Raw genomic sequence first — 13,532 nt, 5'->3', positions numbered from 1 at the left:
CGGTTCAGATTTCTTCGCCGCTGCATCCTTCGACATAGGTCACGGAATGGATCCCAGGGTCTCCGCGACGGAGCTTCGCTCCTGCTTCGCCCTAGGATGACGAAGGTGTAGGCGGCTTCGGCTAGCCGCGAATGTTGCGCATGACTGTTCGCGATTACGCGTGTCCGGCCGCCAAGCTGAGATGCGCAAGGTCGATACCGATCGAGGCGAGGATCCGGTCGTATTTGCGCTCGATGTCGGTGTCGAACAGAAGCTCGGCATTGGCCGGACAGGTCAGCCAGCCATTTTCGGCGATCTCGGTCTCCAATTGGCCGGCGCCCCAGCCGGAATAGCCGAGCGCCATCAGCGCATGACGAGGCCCGCGGCCGGACGATATTGCGCGCAATATGTCGACGGTCGCCGTCAGGCAGATGTCGTCGGAAACGGTCAGCGACGATTCCACCCGATAGTCTCCCGAATGCAGGACGAAGCCCCGGCTGCGGTCCACGGGGCCGCCATTGCGCACGACGAAATCGCGGGCCTGAGCCGGCAAGCGGATCGCCTCCTGCTCGTTCATGATGCCCAGTTGCACGAGCAGGTCCGGAAACAGCATCTGCTGCGTCTGGTTGATGATCAGGCCCATGGCGCCTTCATCGGAGTGTGCGCAGACATAGATGACCGAGCGCGTGAAACGGTCGTCCTTCATGCCGGGCATGGCAATCAGGAACTGATCGTCGAGAAAGCCGCGACTGGCGACCGTCTTCTTGTGGCGCAACAAGTCCATGAAGGGAGCGTAACGCGTTTCCAAAGCGCCGAAAAGATGCGCCGTGCTGGATTCGACCAAAGCCTGTTGCGGCGGCTCGAACATTCTTCTCCCTCGAAGTCACGCAAATATGATACCGGCAAGGCCATGAAATCATTGCGCGGCCACGAACGGACGATCAAATCACCGCCATGCGAAGCTTGAAAATCCTGCTGCTCGGCGCCGCCATCGGATCGGCAACCGCTCTTCCCGCCGCCGCCTCTTCGTCGGCGTGGTACAACAGTGAAGGCGGCAAGGTTCGGCTGGTGACATCAGGCAAAGCCGACGATGCCGGCCGTATCCAAGGCGTTCTCGATATTGCGCTCAAGCCTGGCTGGAAGACATATTGGCGCGATCCGGGCGACGCGGGCGTGCCGCCGCAACTCGACATTTCAGCCAGCACCAACATCGCCGACGCCACTCTGTCGTTTCCGGCGCCGCAGCGCCATGACGACGGCTATGGCAAATGGGCAGGCTACAACTATCCGGTTTCTCTGCCGGTGACATTCACGCTGGCGACGCCGAACCAGCCGGCGGTGATCGATGCCGACATCTTTCTCGGCATCTGCGAAACGATCTGCATTCCGGTGCAGACGCGGCTGACCGTCGACCCCGCCTCCGATCCGGACAATGCCGAGGACGCGGCGCTGGTGAAGGCGAGTTTTACGGCACTGCCTGGGCCCGCGAGGTCCGATTTCGGCATCAATGTGCTGCCGGGCGACCACGAGACGCTGATTGTCGAGGCGAGCTTTCCCGGCGATCCGGCGGCGGCGGATTTCTTCGTTGCCGGCGAGCGGGACTACATGTTCGGCACCCCGGCCCGCAGCGAAAAGGACGGCAAGCTGATTTTCACCGTGCCGATCCTCGATCGCCCCTCGACCACGCCGACCGATGGCGGGCTTCACTATACGCTGACGAGTACGGCGGGCGCGGTCGAAGGGGTTCTGCCTTTCCCTTGATCCAGCCTGTCCCAACGGTTGCAGGAAGCCGTTGAGTTCGCTACGCAAAGACACGTCCTTCCCATTTTCCCAAGCGAGGAATCCATGACCATTTCCGTTGGCGACAAGCTGCCTGACGTGACCTTCAAGACGATGACCGCCGATGGCGCCAAGCCGATCACCGGGGCCGAGATTTTCTCGGGCAAGAAGGTCGTGCTGTTTGGGGTTCCCGGCGCCTTCACACCTACCTGCAGCAACAACCATTTGCCGGGTTATCTCGAGAACCACGATGCCATCCTGGCGCGCGGCGTCGACACCATCGCCGTCGTTTCGGTCAATGACGTCCATGTCATGGGCGCCTGGGCGCACTTCACCGGCGGCGAGGGCAAGATCCTGTTCCTCGCCGACGGCAGTGGCGATTTCGCCAAGGCGGTGGGCCTCGATTACATCAGCAACGATATGGGCCTGCGCTCGAGGCGCTTCTCACTGATCATCGACGACGGCAAGGTCACCGCGCTCAATGTCGAGACCAAGCCCGGTGTCGACGAGTCCGGTGCGGCTCATATTCTGGGGCAGCTCTGAACTTCAGCGACAACGTCGGGCTGGACCGCAACGGTTGCCGCCGCCCGACGATCGCCCTTGTATTCCAGGGATTGCCTTTGGGGGGACCTCGATGTTTGACATGTTCTGGCGTGCTATCGCGATCGGCATCGGCGCTACGGTGGCGATGGATCTCTGGGCCATCTTCCTGCACAAGGCGTTCGGGCAGCCACGGCCGAACTGGGGGCCGGTCGGTCGCTGGGTCTGGCATCTCCGCGACAAGGTCTTTCACGATGATATCGGCGGTGCAGCGCCCTACGCGCATGAAAAGGCGCTGGGCTGGGCCTTTCACTATTTTGTCGGCATCGTCTACGGCATCATCCTGGTGGTGTTGGCCGGAGCGGGCTGGCTTGCCGCGCCGACATTCCTGCCGGCCTTCATCCTCGGCATCGTCACCGTCGGCGCCGGCTGGTTCCTGCTGGCACCCGGCATGGGCGCCGGCTGGGCCGCCTCGAAGCGGCCCAACCCGATGCTGATCCGTGCGCTGAACCTGGTGTCGCATACGGTGTTCGCGCTCGGGCTTTGGGGCACAGCGCTGCTGATCCGATAAACAGCTCGCTAGAACAAACGGTTCAGATCCCGCCGCCCATCCACCACACGGACGATTTCAACCCACTCGATACGGCCATCGTCCGTGTCCGGGATCGTTTCGTAGAGCAGTACAAACGGCGCCTCCACCAGCATCCGTACGGAAGACCTGATATCGGGTCGCCTAACACCCATGCGTGGATGGTCTGCCAGCTGCAAGGCCCGCGCTTCTAGTTGATCATAATAGCGATCGGCCGCTCGTATGTTTTCGCTGCCTATCATCACGTAGACGTCGATGAGGTCCGCCTTGGCCGCGGGTGACCAGACCAGCCTAACGGTCATTCCGCGAGGCTTCCGCCAGCCTTCGCCGAGCTTCCTTTCGCAACGCGTCGAAATCCACAGGCTCCGGCCTCCCACTTGCCTTGCCTTCATCCCACAGGTGCCTTAGCCGGCGGATATCGTCATGCCGAAGTTCACGCTTGGCCAGCCAATCCCGCACCGCTTCACGCACAATCTCGCTTGCGGTGGCATACTCGCCCGCCTCGACAGCCTCACGCATCACAGCTGCTTGTTGCGGGGTCACAGCCACGCTCATTTTTTCAACGTTTGCCACGCCGTTTCCTCATCGCATTTTGCTCTATGGTAGGAAATATTACTCCCATCCGTATTCTGGAGCAACTGCGACGCCACCAAGGCCTTACGTCCGCTGGACGCTGGTCAAGGCAGCCTGTCGATCGGCCGCCAGCCGTGGATAACGTGATGCGCGCCTAGCCGCGCCGCTCCGGAAATTCAATAGCTCTGGGTCGAGCGCCGCACTTTCGCGATTGCCGGTTGTTTGGCCGGCGCAGCAGGCTTTGGCGCGGCTGCAGGCTTGAACGGACCTTTCTTGAACGGTGCCATGCCTTCGCGCGCAAGCTCGTCGGCGCGCTCGTTCTCGACATGACCGTCATGGCCCTTGACCCAGTTCCAGGTGACCTTGTGGCGCTTGTTGGCCTCGTCGAGCGCCTGCCAGAGTTCACCGTTCTTCACAGGCTTCCTGTCGGCGGTCTTCCAGCCGTTCTTCTTCCAGCCGTGGATCCACTTGGAAATACCGTCCATGACATACTTGCTGTCGGTGTGAAGGTCGACCGTGCACGGTTCCTTCAGCGCGTTCAGCGCCGAAATGGCGGCCAACAGTTCCATGCGGTTGTTGGTCGTCTCGGCTTCGCCGCCGGAAAGCTCCTTGGTGGTGCCGTTGAAGCGCAGGATCGCGCCCCAGCCGCCGGGGCCGGGATTGCCCGAACAGGCGCCGTCGGTGAAGATCTCAACCTGTTTGCTCATGATACTCATATCAGGCCAATCCATATTCCGAAGACGATTTGATCGCCCGGTGGAACCGCATCCTTCTGATGTATTCGGTCGGATCGCGTTTCATCACCAGCCCGCCATCGGGAACGGTCAACCAGTCGTACAGCCGGGTCAGCATGAAGCGCAACGCCGAACCGCGCGCCAGCATCGGCAGCGCAGCCTTTTCCTGGTCGCTCAGGGGCCGGAGGCTCTGGTAGCCGGCGAGCAGCGCCTTGCCCTTGGTGAGATTGAAGGAAAAATCCTTCTCGAAGCACCAGGCGTTGAGACAGGTGGCGACATCGTAGGCGTAGAGGTCGTCGCAGGCGAAATAGAAATCGATCAGGCCGGACAGTTTTTCGCCGAGGAAGAAAACGTTGTCGGGGAAAAGATCGGCATGGATGATGCCTTGCGGCAGGTCTTTGGGCCAGTTGCGCTCGAAATCGGCAAAGTCGGCATCGACCTCGGCGGCCAGACCCGGCTCGACCTCGTCTGCGCGATCGCGCGCTGCATCCCAGAGCTTGCGCCAGCCGTCGATGGCCAGGGCATTCGGACGCGTCATCGAAAAATCGGCGCCGGCCAGATGCAATTGCGCCAGCGCCTTGCCGACCTCGGCGCAATGCGTTGCTGTGGGCCGCCGCAACGAAAGCCCTTCCAGGAAGGTGATGATGACCGCCGGCCGGCCGGCGAGCGTGCCGATGACGCTGCCGTCATGCGCGGTCACCGGCAGCGGGCAGGACACGCCCTTGTTGGCGAGATGGCCCATTAGCCCCAGGAAAAACGGCAAATCCGCCTTTTCGACGCGCTTCTCATAGAGCGTCAGGATGTAGGAGCCGCTGGAGGTGTGCAGCAGGAAGTTCGAGTTCTCGGTACCTTCGGCGATGCCCTTGTAGGACAGGAGATCGCCGACCGGATAGTGCTTCAGGAATGCGCCGAGTTCGCCTTCCGCAACGTCGGTGTAGACCGCCATGTGGCTTACGCGGCTCCATTGACGAAGGCCATGTCGGCCCGCGTCAGTTCGACATCGCGCAATACCCGCATGACCGGAAAATCCTCCGTTTCCGTGGCCGTGATGGCCAGATCGATCGTGACATGGAAGCGCTGCCGGAACGCGTCGATGATCTCGTCGACGATGATTTCGGGCGCCGACGCGCCGGCCGACAGGCCGAGCGTCGAGATGTTGCCGATGTCATTCCACGGAATCTCGGCGGCGCGCTGCACGAGAAGCGACATGGTGGCGCCTGCACGCTCCGCGACTTCGACAAGTCGTCGCGAATTGGAGGAATTCGGCGCGCCGACGATCAGATAGAGATCGGCGCCCGGCGCGGTGTCCTTGACGGCTTCCTGGCGGTTGGTGGTGGCATAGCAGATCGATTCCGCCGCCGGTGCCTGCAGCGCCGGAAAGCGATCCTGCAAGGCGCGGATGATGCCGGCGGTGTCCTCGACCGACAATGTGGTCTGGGTAACGAAGCCGAGCGCCTGCGGATCGGCGGGCGAGAGCTTTGCGGCATCGGCTTCGGTTTCGATCAGCGTCACCGCTCCGTCCGGCAGCTGGCCCATGGTGCCGATCACCTCGGGATGGCCGGCGTGACCAATCAACAGCACATGACGGCCGAGCCGCTGATGGCGCATCGCTTGCTTGTGGACCTTCGACACCAGCGGGCAGGTGGCATCGAGATAGAAGAGATTGCGCGCCTTCGCATCCGCCGGCACCGATTTCGGCACGCCATGCGCCGAGAACACGACGGGCGACTGCCGATGTTCGGCCGGTATCTCGGAGAGTTCCTCGATGAAGACGGCGCCAAGGCTTTGCAGCCCCTCGACGACGTAGCGGTTGTGCACGATCTCATGGCGGACATAGACCGGCGCGCCATATTTCTTCAGCGCCAGCACGACGATCTGGATGGCACGGTCGACACCGGCGCAGAAACCGCGCGGCTGGCAGAGCCGGATCGTCAGAGGTGGTTTGGTGGTTGTCTGAAGCATTAAATCCGGGCCGGTTGATCAAAGCCGAAATGAGGTGCGCACCCCTGCCCTGTCAAGGGCATCAGCCGCGTTCATTCGTCTTTCGCGGGACGGCGAAGCCGCAGGATGAGCACGGCTGCGAGCGCCGCGGCAAGCCCGTACCAGGTGACAGCATATTGCAGATGGCTGTTCGGGAGGTCGATGATGGTGACGCCGCCAACCGGCAAGCCGCCTGGGTTTGGCGTCTTGTCTGCGTCGATGAAGATCGGCACCAGCGCGGCGCCCGCCGGCAGACCGGCGCTCGCAGCCATCACGTCGCGGTCCTTCCAGTAGAAGATGTTCTTCGCCACGTCGTTGTCGGGCAGCATCATCGACGGCTTCGCCGGCAGCGGGTTGCGGGCCAGCCCGGTCACGGTCACTCTGCCAGTCACCTGTCCCTTGGCGCGCTTGGCGGCGTCCTTCAGATCGTAAGGCACGAAGCCGCGATTGACCAGGACGAAGCGGCCGTCGTCGAGCGACAGCGGCGTGTAGACATTGAAGCCGGCGTCACCTTCCCAGGTTGCGTAGAAATGGCGTTCGCCTTGATGCAGGAACGTGCCGGTGACGGTAACCGGCGTATAATCGACATCCCCGGTGGCGGCGAACTCTTTCTCGACCGCAACCAACGGCAAGGGCGCCGAATGGGTACGCTGGTCGATGGTCTGCAGAAGGCCTTCCTTCCAATACAGGCGCTGCACTTGCCAGGTGCCGAGCACCAGCAGGATCAGGAACAGCACAAGGCCAAGGCCGAGCAGCAATGCCGATCGCGGCCGCGAACGACCGTCAGTTTTAACGGAAGCCTCGCTCATTCGCCGCGATCCAGCCGGCCCTCGGCCGCTTTGTTGCGGTATTGCAGCGTCAGCAGCACGCCCTTGATCAGCCGCAGCGCCGTCAAGCACAGCACAACAGCCAACGGAATCCAGACCAGCAAATGCAGCCAGAGCGGCGGGCTGAGCGTGACTTCTACCCAGAGCGCCAGGCCGACGATGATAAAGCCGATGATCAGGATCACGAACACCGCCGGCCCGTCGCCGGCATCAGCGTAGGAATAATCGAGGCCGCAATTGACGCATCGCTTGCCGACGGTGAGGAAGCCGGAGAACAACCGCCCCTCGCCGCAACGCGGGCAGCGGCCATGCAGGCCGGCCGAGATCGGATCGATCGGCGGCCAGATCGCCCTGTCTTCACTCATGGGAGCGTCGTCGCTCATTGCCTACCGCTCGATCTCGATCGGTGTGCCATCGGCCACCATCGCCCAGATTTCGTCCATATCGGAGTCCGTAACCGCAATGCAGCCGTCGGTCCAGTCGACCAATTGAAGCAGCCAGCCCCACCAGCCATAACCGTTTGGCTGGCCGTGGATCATGATCATGCCGCCCGCGTCGACATTGCGCGCCCTGGCGGCCGCCAGATCGTCGGTGTTAGGGTAGGAAATATGGATCGACCTGTGCGCGATGCTGTTCGGGTTGCGCCAGTCGAGGACATAGTTCCCCTCGGGCGTGCGTTGATCGCCCTCCTGGTGCTTATGCCCGACAGGATCGCCGCCGAGTGCGATGCCGTAGCTGCGCAGGATCTTGCCGTCGCCGATGAGTTCCAGCCGGCGTTCGGCTTTGTGGACACGCACCAGATCCACCTTCTCGCCGGCAAAGGCCGGGAGTGCCGCGATCATCAATGCGCAAATGGCCCGGAAAATTGTCAGCCGCATCGGCTTTCGATCAGCGATCATTGCGCCAAAAAGAAGAAGGCGGCCACGTTGCCGCGGCCGCCTTCTCGAAATGGAAATTCCTCAGGCCAGGATCAGTGGCCCTCGATCACCGCGCCGACCGATCCCCAGACGTAGATCGAGGCGAACAGGAACAGCCAGACCACGTCGACGAAGTGCCAGTACCAGGCGGCCGCCTCGAAGCCGAAATGCTGCTTGGGGGTGAAATCACCCTTCATCGCCCGGATCAGGCAGACCAACAGGAAGATGGTGCCGATGATGACGTGAAAACCGTGGAAGCCGGTCGCCATGAAAAAGGTGGCGCCATAGATGGAATCCTTGAAGGCGAACGGAGCATGCATGTACTCGTAGGCCTGCACCATGGTGAACAGCATGCCGAGGCCAACAGTCAGCACCAGGCCGTTGATCAGGCCTTTGCGATCGCCATGGATGAGCGAATGGTGCGCCCAGGTCACCGTGGTGCCGGACAGCAGCAGGATGACGGTGTTGTAGAGCGGCAAATGGAAAGGATCGAGAACTTCCATGCCCTTCGGCGGCCAGACACCGCCGGTAAACGCGGTGCGGGCATATTGCTGGGCTTCGCTCGGAAACAGGCTGGCATCGAAATAGGCCCAGAACCAGGCAACGAAGAACATCACCTCCGAGGCGATGAACATGATCATGCCGTAGCGCAGATGCAGCGACACGACACGCGTGTGATGGCCCTCATGCGCTTCCTTGATCGTGTCCGACCACCAGGCGAACATGGTGTAGAGGATGATCACGAGGCCGATGAAGAACAGCCATGGATTGGCGATGTTGAAGCCGAAGATCGGGAACGAGCCGCCCTTCAGGTACTCCATCAGGCAGACGCCGCCAAAGGCGGTGACAAGTGCGCCTACCGATCCCAGGAAAGGCCACGGGCTCGGGTCGACGAGATGATAGTCATGCTGTGGTTTTGCGTGCGCGTCTGCCATATCAACCCCCGAGATTTGCTTCGGTATTCGAAATTGTCTTGCTATTGCCCTCGGCCGGCTCCGAGGAGGCAACCGGCTTGGTCTTCTCGACCGGGAACATCGTGTAGGACAGAGTGATCGTCTTCACGTCCTTCAGTTCCGGCACATTGACGATGTCGGGGTCCACGTAGAACAGCACCGGCATGTCCAGCGTCTCGCCGGGCTTCAGCGTCGTGTCGGTGAAGCAGAAGCACTCGACCTTGTTGAAATAGGGACCTGCCAGTTCAGGCTGCACGTTGAAGGTGGCGCGGCCGGTCACCGGACGATCGAACTTGTTGGTCGCCTGATAGTGCGCCTGCACGGTCTCGCCGATCTTCATCGTCATCGAGCGCTGGACCGGCTGGAACTCCCACGGCACGCCAGCGATGTTGGCATCGAAGCGGACAGTGATCTCGCGGTCGAGCACGCGGCCGGCATACTGCTTCTCGGCACGTTGCGTCGTGCCGCCATAGCCGGTCGCCTGGCAAAACATCTTGTAGAGCGGCACCGCGGCATAGGCCATGCCGATCATGCCGGTGAAAAAGGCGAGGCAGACAGCCGCGACGATGACGTTGCCGTTCTTGCCAGCCGCTTTTTTTGAGGTCTCGACGCTCATCACATCGTGCCCAGATTGTGGCCGAACTTCACGATCGTCGCGATGTAGAAAATGACCACCAGCAGCGCCAGCGCCACACCGATGGCGATAGAACGGCTGCGCTGCGCCTTCTTCTGACGCTCGGTCAACGTGACGGTCTCGAGCTTTTCCTCGATCATGGTCATGCTCCACCCATGGCAAGCGCGCGTTCGACAACGCTGTCGGCCAGATAGGCAGCGAAGATGGCGAAGAGATAAAGCAGCGAATAGGCGAACAGGGCCTTGGCCGGTTTCATGACGCGGTCATCGTCGGCCATGCCAAGCACTTTCCACGCGTACCAGACAAAACCGACTCCCAGAAGCAGGGCGGCCACGCCATAGAACGTCGTGGTGTAGCCAAGCAGCCACGGCAGCACGCCGACCGGGGCCAGCACCAGCGCATAGGCGAAGATCTGGCGGCGGGTCGAAGCGTGGCCGGCGACGTTAGGCATCATCGGAATGCCGGCCTTGGCATAGTCCTCGGACTTGAACAGCGCCAGCGCCCAGAAATGCGGCGGCGTCCACAGGAAGATGATCAGGAACAGGACAATGCTTTCGAGGCTGACTGTCCCCGTCACCGCGGCCCAGCCGATCACAGGCGGAATGGCGCCGGCGGCGCCGCCGATGACGATGTTCTGCGGCGTCCAGCGCTTCAGCCACATCGTGTAGACGACGGCGTAGAAAAAGATGGTGAAGGCCAGCAGCGTCGCCGCCAGCCAGTTGACCAGCACGCCGAGCGTCATCACCGACAGCACCGACAGCACCAGCCCGAAGGTCAGCGCTTCGTGCGGCTGGATGCGACCGGCCGGGACCGGACGGGTGGCGGTCCTGGTCATCACGGCATCGATGTCGGCATCGTACCACATGTTGAGCGCGCCGGAGGCACCAGCACCTATTGCAATAGCCAGGATGGCGATCACCGCCAGCAGAGGGTTGATGGTCACGGGTGCGGCGACAAGGCCGACAAAGGCGGTGAACACCACCAGCGACATGACGCGCGGCTTCAGCAGCGCGAAGAAATCGCCCGCCGTCGCTTCCGACATGCGAAAGCCCGCTTCGTCAATCAATGGGTCGTCGACAAGGGCCATGCGTACTTAAGTCCATCATCCGTTGGCCAAAACCGCCGGCGGACCGGCGGCTTCGTATTCGAGCGGGCAGCCGCCTTACTTGATTTTCGGCAGCTGTTCCCACTGGTGGAAGGGCGGCGGCGAAGGCAGCTGCCATTCGAGCGTCGTTGCGCCCTCGCCCCATGGGTTGGCGCCGGCGATCCGCTTCTTCTGGAAGGCCTCGAACACGCCATAGAGGAAGATCAGGACGCCGATGGCCGAGATATACGAGCCGATGGACGACACATAATTCCAGCCGGCAAACGCATCGGGGTAGTCGATGGTGCGGCGCGGCATGCCGGCGAGACCAAGAAAGTGCTGCGGGAAGAAGATCAGGTTCACGCCGACGAAGGTGACCCAGAAATGGGTGTTAGCGATGACGGGCGAATACATGTAGCCGGTCATCTTCGGGAACCAGTAGTACCAGCCGGCGAAGATGGCGAACACCGCGCCCAGTGACAGCACGTAGTGGAAGTGGGCAATGACGAAATAGGTGTCATGCAGCGAGCGGTCGAGACCGGCATTGGCCAGCTGGACGCCGGTGACGCCGCCGATGGTGAACAGGAAGATGAAGCCCAGCGCCCACAGCATCGGCGTCTTGAACGAAATCGACCCGCCCCACATCGTCGCGATCCAGGAGAAAATCTTCACGCCTGTGGGCACCGCGATGACCATGGTGGCGAAGACGAAATAGCGCTGCGTGTCGAGCGACAGGCCGGTCGTGTACATGTGGTGCGCCCACACGATGAAGCCGACGGCGCCGATCGCCACCATGGCATAGGCCATGCCGAGATAGCCGAACACCGGCTTCCTCGAGAAGGTTGAGATGACGTGACTGATGATGCCGAAGCCCGGCAGGATCAGGATGTACACTTCAGGGTGACCGAAGAACCAGAACAGGTGCTGGAAGAGGATCGGGTCGCCGCCGCCGTCGGGCGCAAAGAAGGTGGTGCCGAAATTGCGGTCGGTGAGCAGCATGGTGATACCGCCGGCCAGAACCGGCAACGACAGCAGGAGCAGGAAGGCGGTGATCAGCACCGACCAGGCAAACAGCGGCATCTTGTGCAGCGTCATGCCAGGCGCGCGCATGTTGAAGATGGTGGTGATGAAGTTGATGGCGCCAAGGATCGACGACGCACCGGCAATGTGGATCGACAGGATCGCCAGATCCATGGCCGGCCCGGGCTGGCCCGAGGTCGAAAGCGGCGGATAGAGCGTCCAGCCGCCACCGACGCCAAACGCGCCGGGCGCGCTCGGCACGAACATCGAGGTGAGCAGCAGGATGAACGCCGGCGGCAGCAGCCAGAAGGAGATGTTGTTCATGCGCGGGAACGCCATGTCGGGCGCGCCGATCATGATCGGAACCATCCAGTTGGCGAAACCGCCGATCAGCGCCGGCATGACCATGAAGAAGATCATGATCAGGGCGTGCGCGGTGGCGAACGCATTGTACATGCTTTTGCCGCCGTCGATCGCGGCGTCACCGTTCATGCCATAGACCATTTGCGCCAGGCCGCTGAAGATCTGGATGCCAGGCTCCTGCAGCTCCATGCGGATGGCGACCGACAAGGCACCGCCGATGATGCCGGCCATGATCGCGAAGATCAGGTAGAGCGTGCCGATGTCCTTGTGATTGGTCGAATAAACCCAGCGAACCCAGCCGTGATAAGGCTTGTGGTCGTGCCCGTCGTGAGCTGCAGCGTCTGCCATGTTCCGCTCCGTTCCCTAAATCTTGCTAACCCGCGGCATCAGTTGCCGGCGGCCGCTACCTTGTTCTGGCCGTCCACCTCGGCCATCAGCGTCTTGTTGGCGCCGGGCAGATCGGTCTTGGCTGCCGCCAGCCAGGTCTTGAACTGCGCGTCGGAGACGACGCGAATGGCGATCGGCATGAAGGCATGGTCCTTGCCGCAGAGCTGCGAGCACTGGCCGTAAAAAATACCTTCCTTCTCCGCCTTGAACCAGGTCTCGTTGGTGCGGCCCGGAATGGCATCGATCTTGATGCCGAACGACGGCATGGCAAAGGAGTGGATCACGTCGGTCGCGGTCACGAGCACTCGGGTCATGGTGTTGACCGGCACCACCAGTTCATTGTCGACCGCGAGCAGGCGCGGATAAACCTTGCGGTCCTCCTTGCCGGCGCCGGCGCGGTCGGTGTCCTGGAGGATCGCGGAGTTGAAGGAGAGCGTGTTTTCGGTCTGGTACTCGTAGTCCCAGTTCCACTGGTTGCCGGTCGCCTTGACGGTCAGCTTTGCTTCTTCCGGCGGCGTATATTGCGCGGTCAGCAACTGGAACGAGGGAATAGCCAGGCAAAGCAGGATGACGACCGGACCGACAGTCCAGATCACCTCGATCAGCGTGTTGTGGCTGGTCTTGGACGGAACCGGGTTCGCGCTCGCACGGAATCTGACGATGCAATAGGCGAGCAGAAGCAGCACCAGGATGGTGATCGGGACGATGAACCACATGGTGTAGTTCCCGAACCACTCGATCTGCCGCATCATGTCGGTCGCCGGCGCCTGGAAGGTTGTCTCCCAGTTCTTGGGCTGGTCGGCATGGGCGGATGCGCCGGCGAAAAACGTGATAGCGGCACAAGCACTTAGAAACTTGGCACTTGCTGGAACCTTGGCGTTTGCCAGGAAATTTCTCATCGCCCTCATCGTCTCCCAGTTCCTCGCTGCGGTACCCACGAGAATAACGAACAATGCCGGGACGGGAATCCCGACAGTTTCAAGCTGGTTCAAACCATACTCTTTTTCCCTCCGCAAGAAAGGAGCGGACGAAACCGTGCGGCATTTTTGCGCGCAAGCCCGGATGTGCCTTTGGCGGCAGCCGCGGCAGCACCGAATCGCCTACAGTGAGCCCGCAGCAGCATTCCCGCGGGCCGCACGTGCCGAACGTCGCAATTCGGGCGAAATTGGCAGG

18 protein-coding genes are annotated in these 13,532 nt (G+C 61.8%); 3 read left to right on the top strand and 15 right to left on the bottom strand.

What is annotated here, in order from left to right; all coding sequences use genetic code 11:
* Nucleotides 1-154 precede the first annotated feature (154 nt).
* Nucleotides 155-763, bottom strand: coding sequence for a YqgE/AlgH family protein (locus EOA19_RS01745; protein ID WP_023808594.1), 609 nt, complete (start codon nucleotides 761-763; stop codon nucleotides 155-157).
* 170 nt (nucleotides 764-933) lie between these two features.
* Between EOA19_RS01745 and EOA19_RS01740 the strand changes: the two genes are divergently transcribed.
* The 3 genes from EOA19_RS01740 to EOA19_RS01730 all read left to right on the top strand — a co-directional run bounded on the left by EOA19_RS01740 (nucleotide 934) and on the right by EOA19_RS01730 (nucleotide 2,869).
* Nucleotides 934-1,740: a protein-disulfide reductase DsbD domain-containing protein gene (locus EOA19_RS01740; protein ID WP_128302498.1), complete on the top strand. Its 807-nt coding sequence runs from the start codon at nucleotides 934-936 to the stop codon at nucleotides 1,738-1,740.
* A gap of 84 nt (nucleotides 1,741-1,824) precedes the next feature.
* Nucleotides 1,825-2,301 carry a peroxiredoxin gene (locus tag EOA19_RS01735; protein WP_128302497.1) on the top strand — a complete coding sequence of 159 codons (477 nt, stop codon included), beginning with the start codon at nucleotides 1,825-1,827 and terminating at the stop codon, nucleotides 2,299-2,301.
* Between the two features lie 91 nt (nucleotides 2,302-2,392).
* Entirely contained in the window at nucleotides 2,393-2,869 is a 477-nt protein-coding gene (locus EOA19_RS01730) for a DUF2938 domain-containing protein (RefSeq protein WP_128302496.1), read from the top strand.
* Between the two features lie 8 nt (nucleotides 2,870-2,877).
* Here EOA19_RS01730 and EOA19_RS01725 read toward each other — a convergent pair whose 3' ends face one another.
* The 14 genes from EOA19_RS01725 to coxB all read right to left on the bottom strand — a co-directional run bounded on the left by EOA19_RS01725 (nucleotide 2,878) and on the right by coxB (nucleotide 13,375).
* Nucleotides 2,878-3,189, bottom strand: a complete 312-nt coding sequence (locus tag EOA19_RS01725) for a type II toxin-antitoxin system RelE/ParE family toxin (RefSeq protein ID WP_128302495.1) — start codon at nucleotides 3,187-3,189, stop codon at nucleotides 2,878-2,880.
* Complete coding sequence (locus EOA19_RS01720; protein WP_127290846.1) at nucleotides 3,179-3,460, bottom strand: type II toxin-antitoxin system ParD family antitoxin; 282 nt, start codon at nucleotides 3,458-3,460, stop codon at nucleotides 3,179-3,181. The genes EOA19_RS01725 and EOA19_RS01720 overlap by 11 nt, the downstream gene beginning before the upstream one ends.
* A 176-nt stretch (nucleotides 3,461-3,636) precedes the next feature.
* On the bottom strand, nucleotides 3,637-4,167 hold the full coding sequence (gene rnhA, locus EOA19_RS01715; RefSeq protein ID WP_128302494.1) for a ribonuclease HI: 531 nt from the start codon (nucleotides 4,165-4,167) through the stop codon (nucleotides 3,637-3,639).
* Nucleotides 4,168-4,177: 10 nt separating this feature from the next.
* Nucleotides 4,178-5,140: a homoserine kinase gene (locus EOA19_RS01710; RefSeq protein ID WP_023808603.1), complete on the bottom strand. Its 963-nt coding sequence runs from the start codon at nucleotides 5,138-5,140 to the stop codon at nucleotides 4,178-4,180.
* Nucleotides 5,141-5,145: 5 nt separating this feature from the next.
* Nucleotides 5,146-6,156, bottom strand: a complete 1,011-nt coding sequence (gene ispH, locus EOA19_RS01705; RefSeq protein ID WP_128302493.1) for a 4-hydroxy-3-methylbut-2-enyl diphosphate reductase — start codon at nucleotides 6,154-6,156, stop codon at nucleotides 5,146-5,148.
* Nucleotides 6,157-6,227: 71 nt separating this feature from the next.
* Nucleotides 6,228-6,983 (bottom strand): SURF1 family protein, encoded by a 756-nt coding sequence (locus EOA19_RS01700; protein WP_164892813.1) that lies wholly within the window; start codon nucleotides 6,981-6,983, stop codon nucleotides 6,228-6,230.
* A complete protein-coding gene (locus EOA19_RS01695; protein ID WP_023808606.1) occupies nucleotides 6,980-7,366 on the bottom strand; it encodes a DUF983 domain-containing protein in 387 nt (128 codons plus the stop codon). The genes EOA19_RS01700 and EOA19_RS01695 overlap by 4 nt, the downstream gene beginning before the upstream one ends.
* Nucleotides 7,367-7,387: 21 nt before the next feature.
* On the bottom strand, nucleotides 7,388-7,879 hold the full coding sequence (locus tag EOA19_RS01690) for a L,D-transpeptidase family protein (protein ID WP_127320373.1): 492 nt from the start codon (nucleotides 7,877-7,879) through the stop codon (nucleotides 7,388-7,390).
* Nucleotides 7,880-7,971: 92 nt separating this feature from the next.
* Complete coding sequence (locus tag EOA19_RS01685; RefSeq protein WP_023808608.1) at nucleotides 7,972-8,853, bottom strand: cytochrome c oxidase subunit 3; 882 nt, start codon at nucleotides 8,851-8,853, stop codon at nucleotides 7,972-7,974.
* A gap of 1 nt (nucleotide 8,854) precedes the next feature.
* A complete protein-coding gene (locus EOA19_RS01680) occupies nucleotides 8,855-9,487 on the bottom strand; it encodes a cytochrome c oxidase assembly protein (RefSeq protein WP_127290858.1) in 633 nt (210 codons plus the stop codon).
* The gene (locus EOA19_RS01675; RefSeq protein ID WP_013532777.1) at nucleotides 9,487-9,645 is read right to left on the bottom strand and encodes a hypothetical protein; all 159 of its coding nucleotides are present in this window, start codon (nucleotides 9,643-9,645) and stop codon (nucleotides 9,487-9,489) included. The genes EOA19_RS01680 and EOA19_RS01675 overlap by 1 nt, the downstream gene beginning before the upstream one ends.
* A gap of 2 nt (nucleotides 9,646-9,647) precedes the next feature.
* Complete coding sequence (locus tag EOA19_RS01670; protein WP_128302492.1) at nucleotides 9,648-10,592, bottom strand: heme o synthase; 945 nt, start codon at nucleotides 10,590-10,592, stop codon at nucleotides 9,648-9,650.
* A 75-nt stretch (nucleotides 10,593-10,667) separates the two neighbouring features.
* The gene (ctaD, locus tag EOA19_RS01665; protein ID WP_023808611.1) at nucleotides 10,668-12,320 is read right to left on the bottom strand and encodes a cytochrome c oxidase subunit I; all 1,653 of its coding nucleotides are present in this window, start codon (nucleotides 12,318-12,320) and stop codon (nucleotides 10,668-10,670) included.
* A 38-nt stretch (nucleotides 12,321-12,358) separates the two neighbouring features.
* Nucleotides 12,359-13,375 (bottom strand): cytochrome c oxidase subunit II, encoded by a 1,017-nt coding sequence (coxB, locus tag EOA19_RS01660; RefSeq protein WP_164892812.1) that lies wholly within the window; start codon nucleotides 13,373-13,375, stop codon nucleotides 12,359-12,361.
* Nucleotides 13,376-13,532: the final 157 nt, after the last annotated feature.

Source organism: Mesorhizobium sp. M7A.F.Ca.US.010.02.1.1 (assembly GCF_004023085.1).
Classification (GTDB): Bacteria; Pseudomonadota; Alphaproteobacteria; order Rhizobiales; family Rhizobiaceae; genus Mesorhizobium.
Note: the sequence above shows the minus strand (reverse complement) of the source record. Positions and strands in the feature narration are given on the sequence as shown.

Coding starts and splice junctions, on each gene's coding strand:
- EOA19_RS01745 (WP_023808594.1), bottom strand. CDS start 763: ATGGACTTGTTGCGCCACAAGAAGACGGTCGCCAGTCGCGGCTTTCTC.
- EOA19_RS01740 (WP_128302498.1), top strand. CDS start 934: ATGCGAAGCTTGAAAATCCTGCTGCTCGGCGCCGCCATCGGATCGGCA.
- EOA19_RS01735 (WP_128302497.1), top strand. CDS start 1,825: ATGACCATTTCCGTTGGCGACAAGCTGCCTGACGTGACCTTCAAGACG.
- EOA19_RS01730 (WP_128302496.1), top strand. CDS start 2,393: ATGTTTGACATGTTCTGGCGTGCTATCGCGATCGGCATCGGCGCTACG.
- EOA19_RS01725 (WP_128302495.1), bottom strand. CDS start 3,189: ATGACCGTTAGGCTGGTCTGGTCACCCGCGGCCAAGGCGGACCTCATC.
- rnhA (WP_128302494.1), bottom strand. CDS start 4,167: ATGAGCAAACAGGTTGAGATCTTCACCGACGGCGCCTGTTCGGGCAAT.
- EOA19_RS01710 (WP_023808603.1), bottom strand. CDS start 5,140: ATGGCGGTCTACACCGACGTTGCGGAAGGCGAACTCGGCGCATTCCTG.
- ispH (WP_128302493.1), bottom strand. CDS start 6,156: ATGCTTCAGACAACCACCAAACCACCTCTGACGATCCGGCTCTGCCAG.
- EOA19_RS01700 (WP_164892813.1), bottom strand. CDS start 6,983: ATGAGCGAGGCTTCCGTTAAAACTGACGGTCGTTCGCGGCCGCGATCG.
- EOA19_RS01695 (WP_023808606.1), bottom strand. CDS start 7,366: ATGAGTGAAGACAGGGCGATCTGGCCGCCGATCGATCCGATCTCGGCC.
- EOA19_RS01690 (WP_127320373.1), bottom strand. CDS start 7,879: ATGCGGCTGACAATTTTCCGGGCCATTTGCGCATTGATGATCGCGGCA.
- EOA19_RS01685 (WP_023808608.1), bottom strand. CDS start 8,853: ATGGCAGACGCGCACGCAAAACCACAGCATGACTATCATCTCGTCGAC.
- EOA19_RS01680 (WP_127290858.1), bottom strand. CDS start 9,487: ATGAGCGTCGAGACCTCAAAAAAAGCGGCTGGCAAGAACGGCAACGTC.
- EOA19_RS01675 (WP_013532777.1), bottom strand. CDS start 9,645: ATGATCGAGGAAAAGCTCGAGACCGTCACGTTGACCGAGCGTCAGAAG.
- EOA19_RS01670 (WP_128302492.1), bottom strand. CDS start 10,592: ATGGCCCTTGTCGACGACCCATTGATTGACGAAGCGGGCTTTCGCATG.
- ctaD (WP_023808611.1), bottom strand. CDS start 12,320: ATGGCAGACGCTGCAGCTCACGACGGGCACGACCACAAGCCTTATCAC.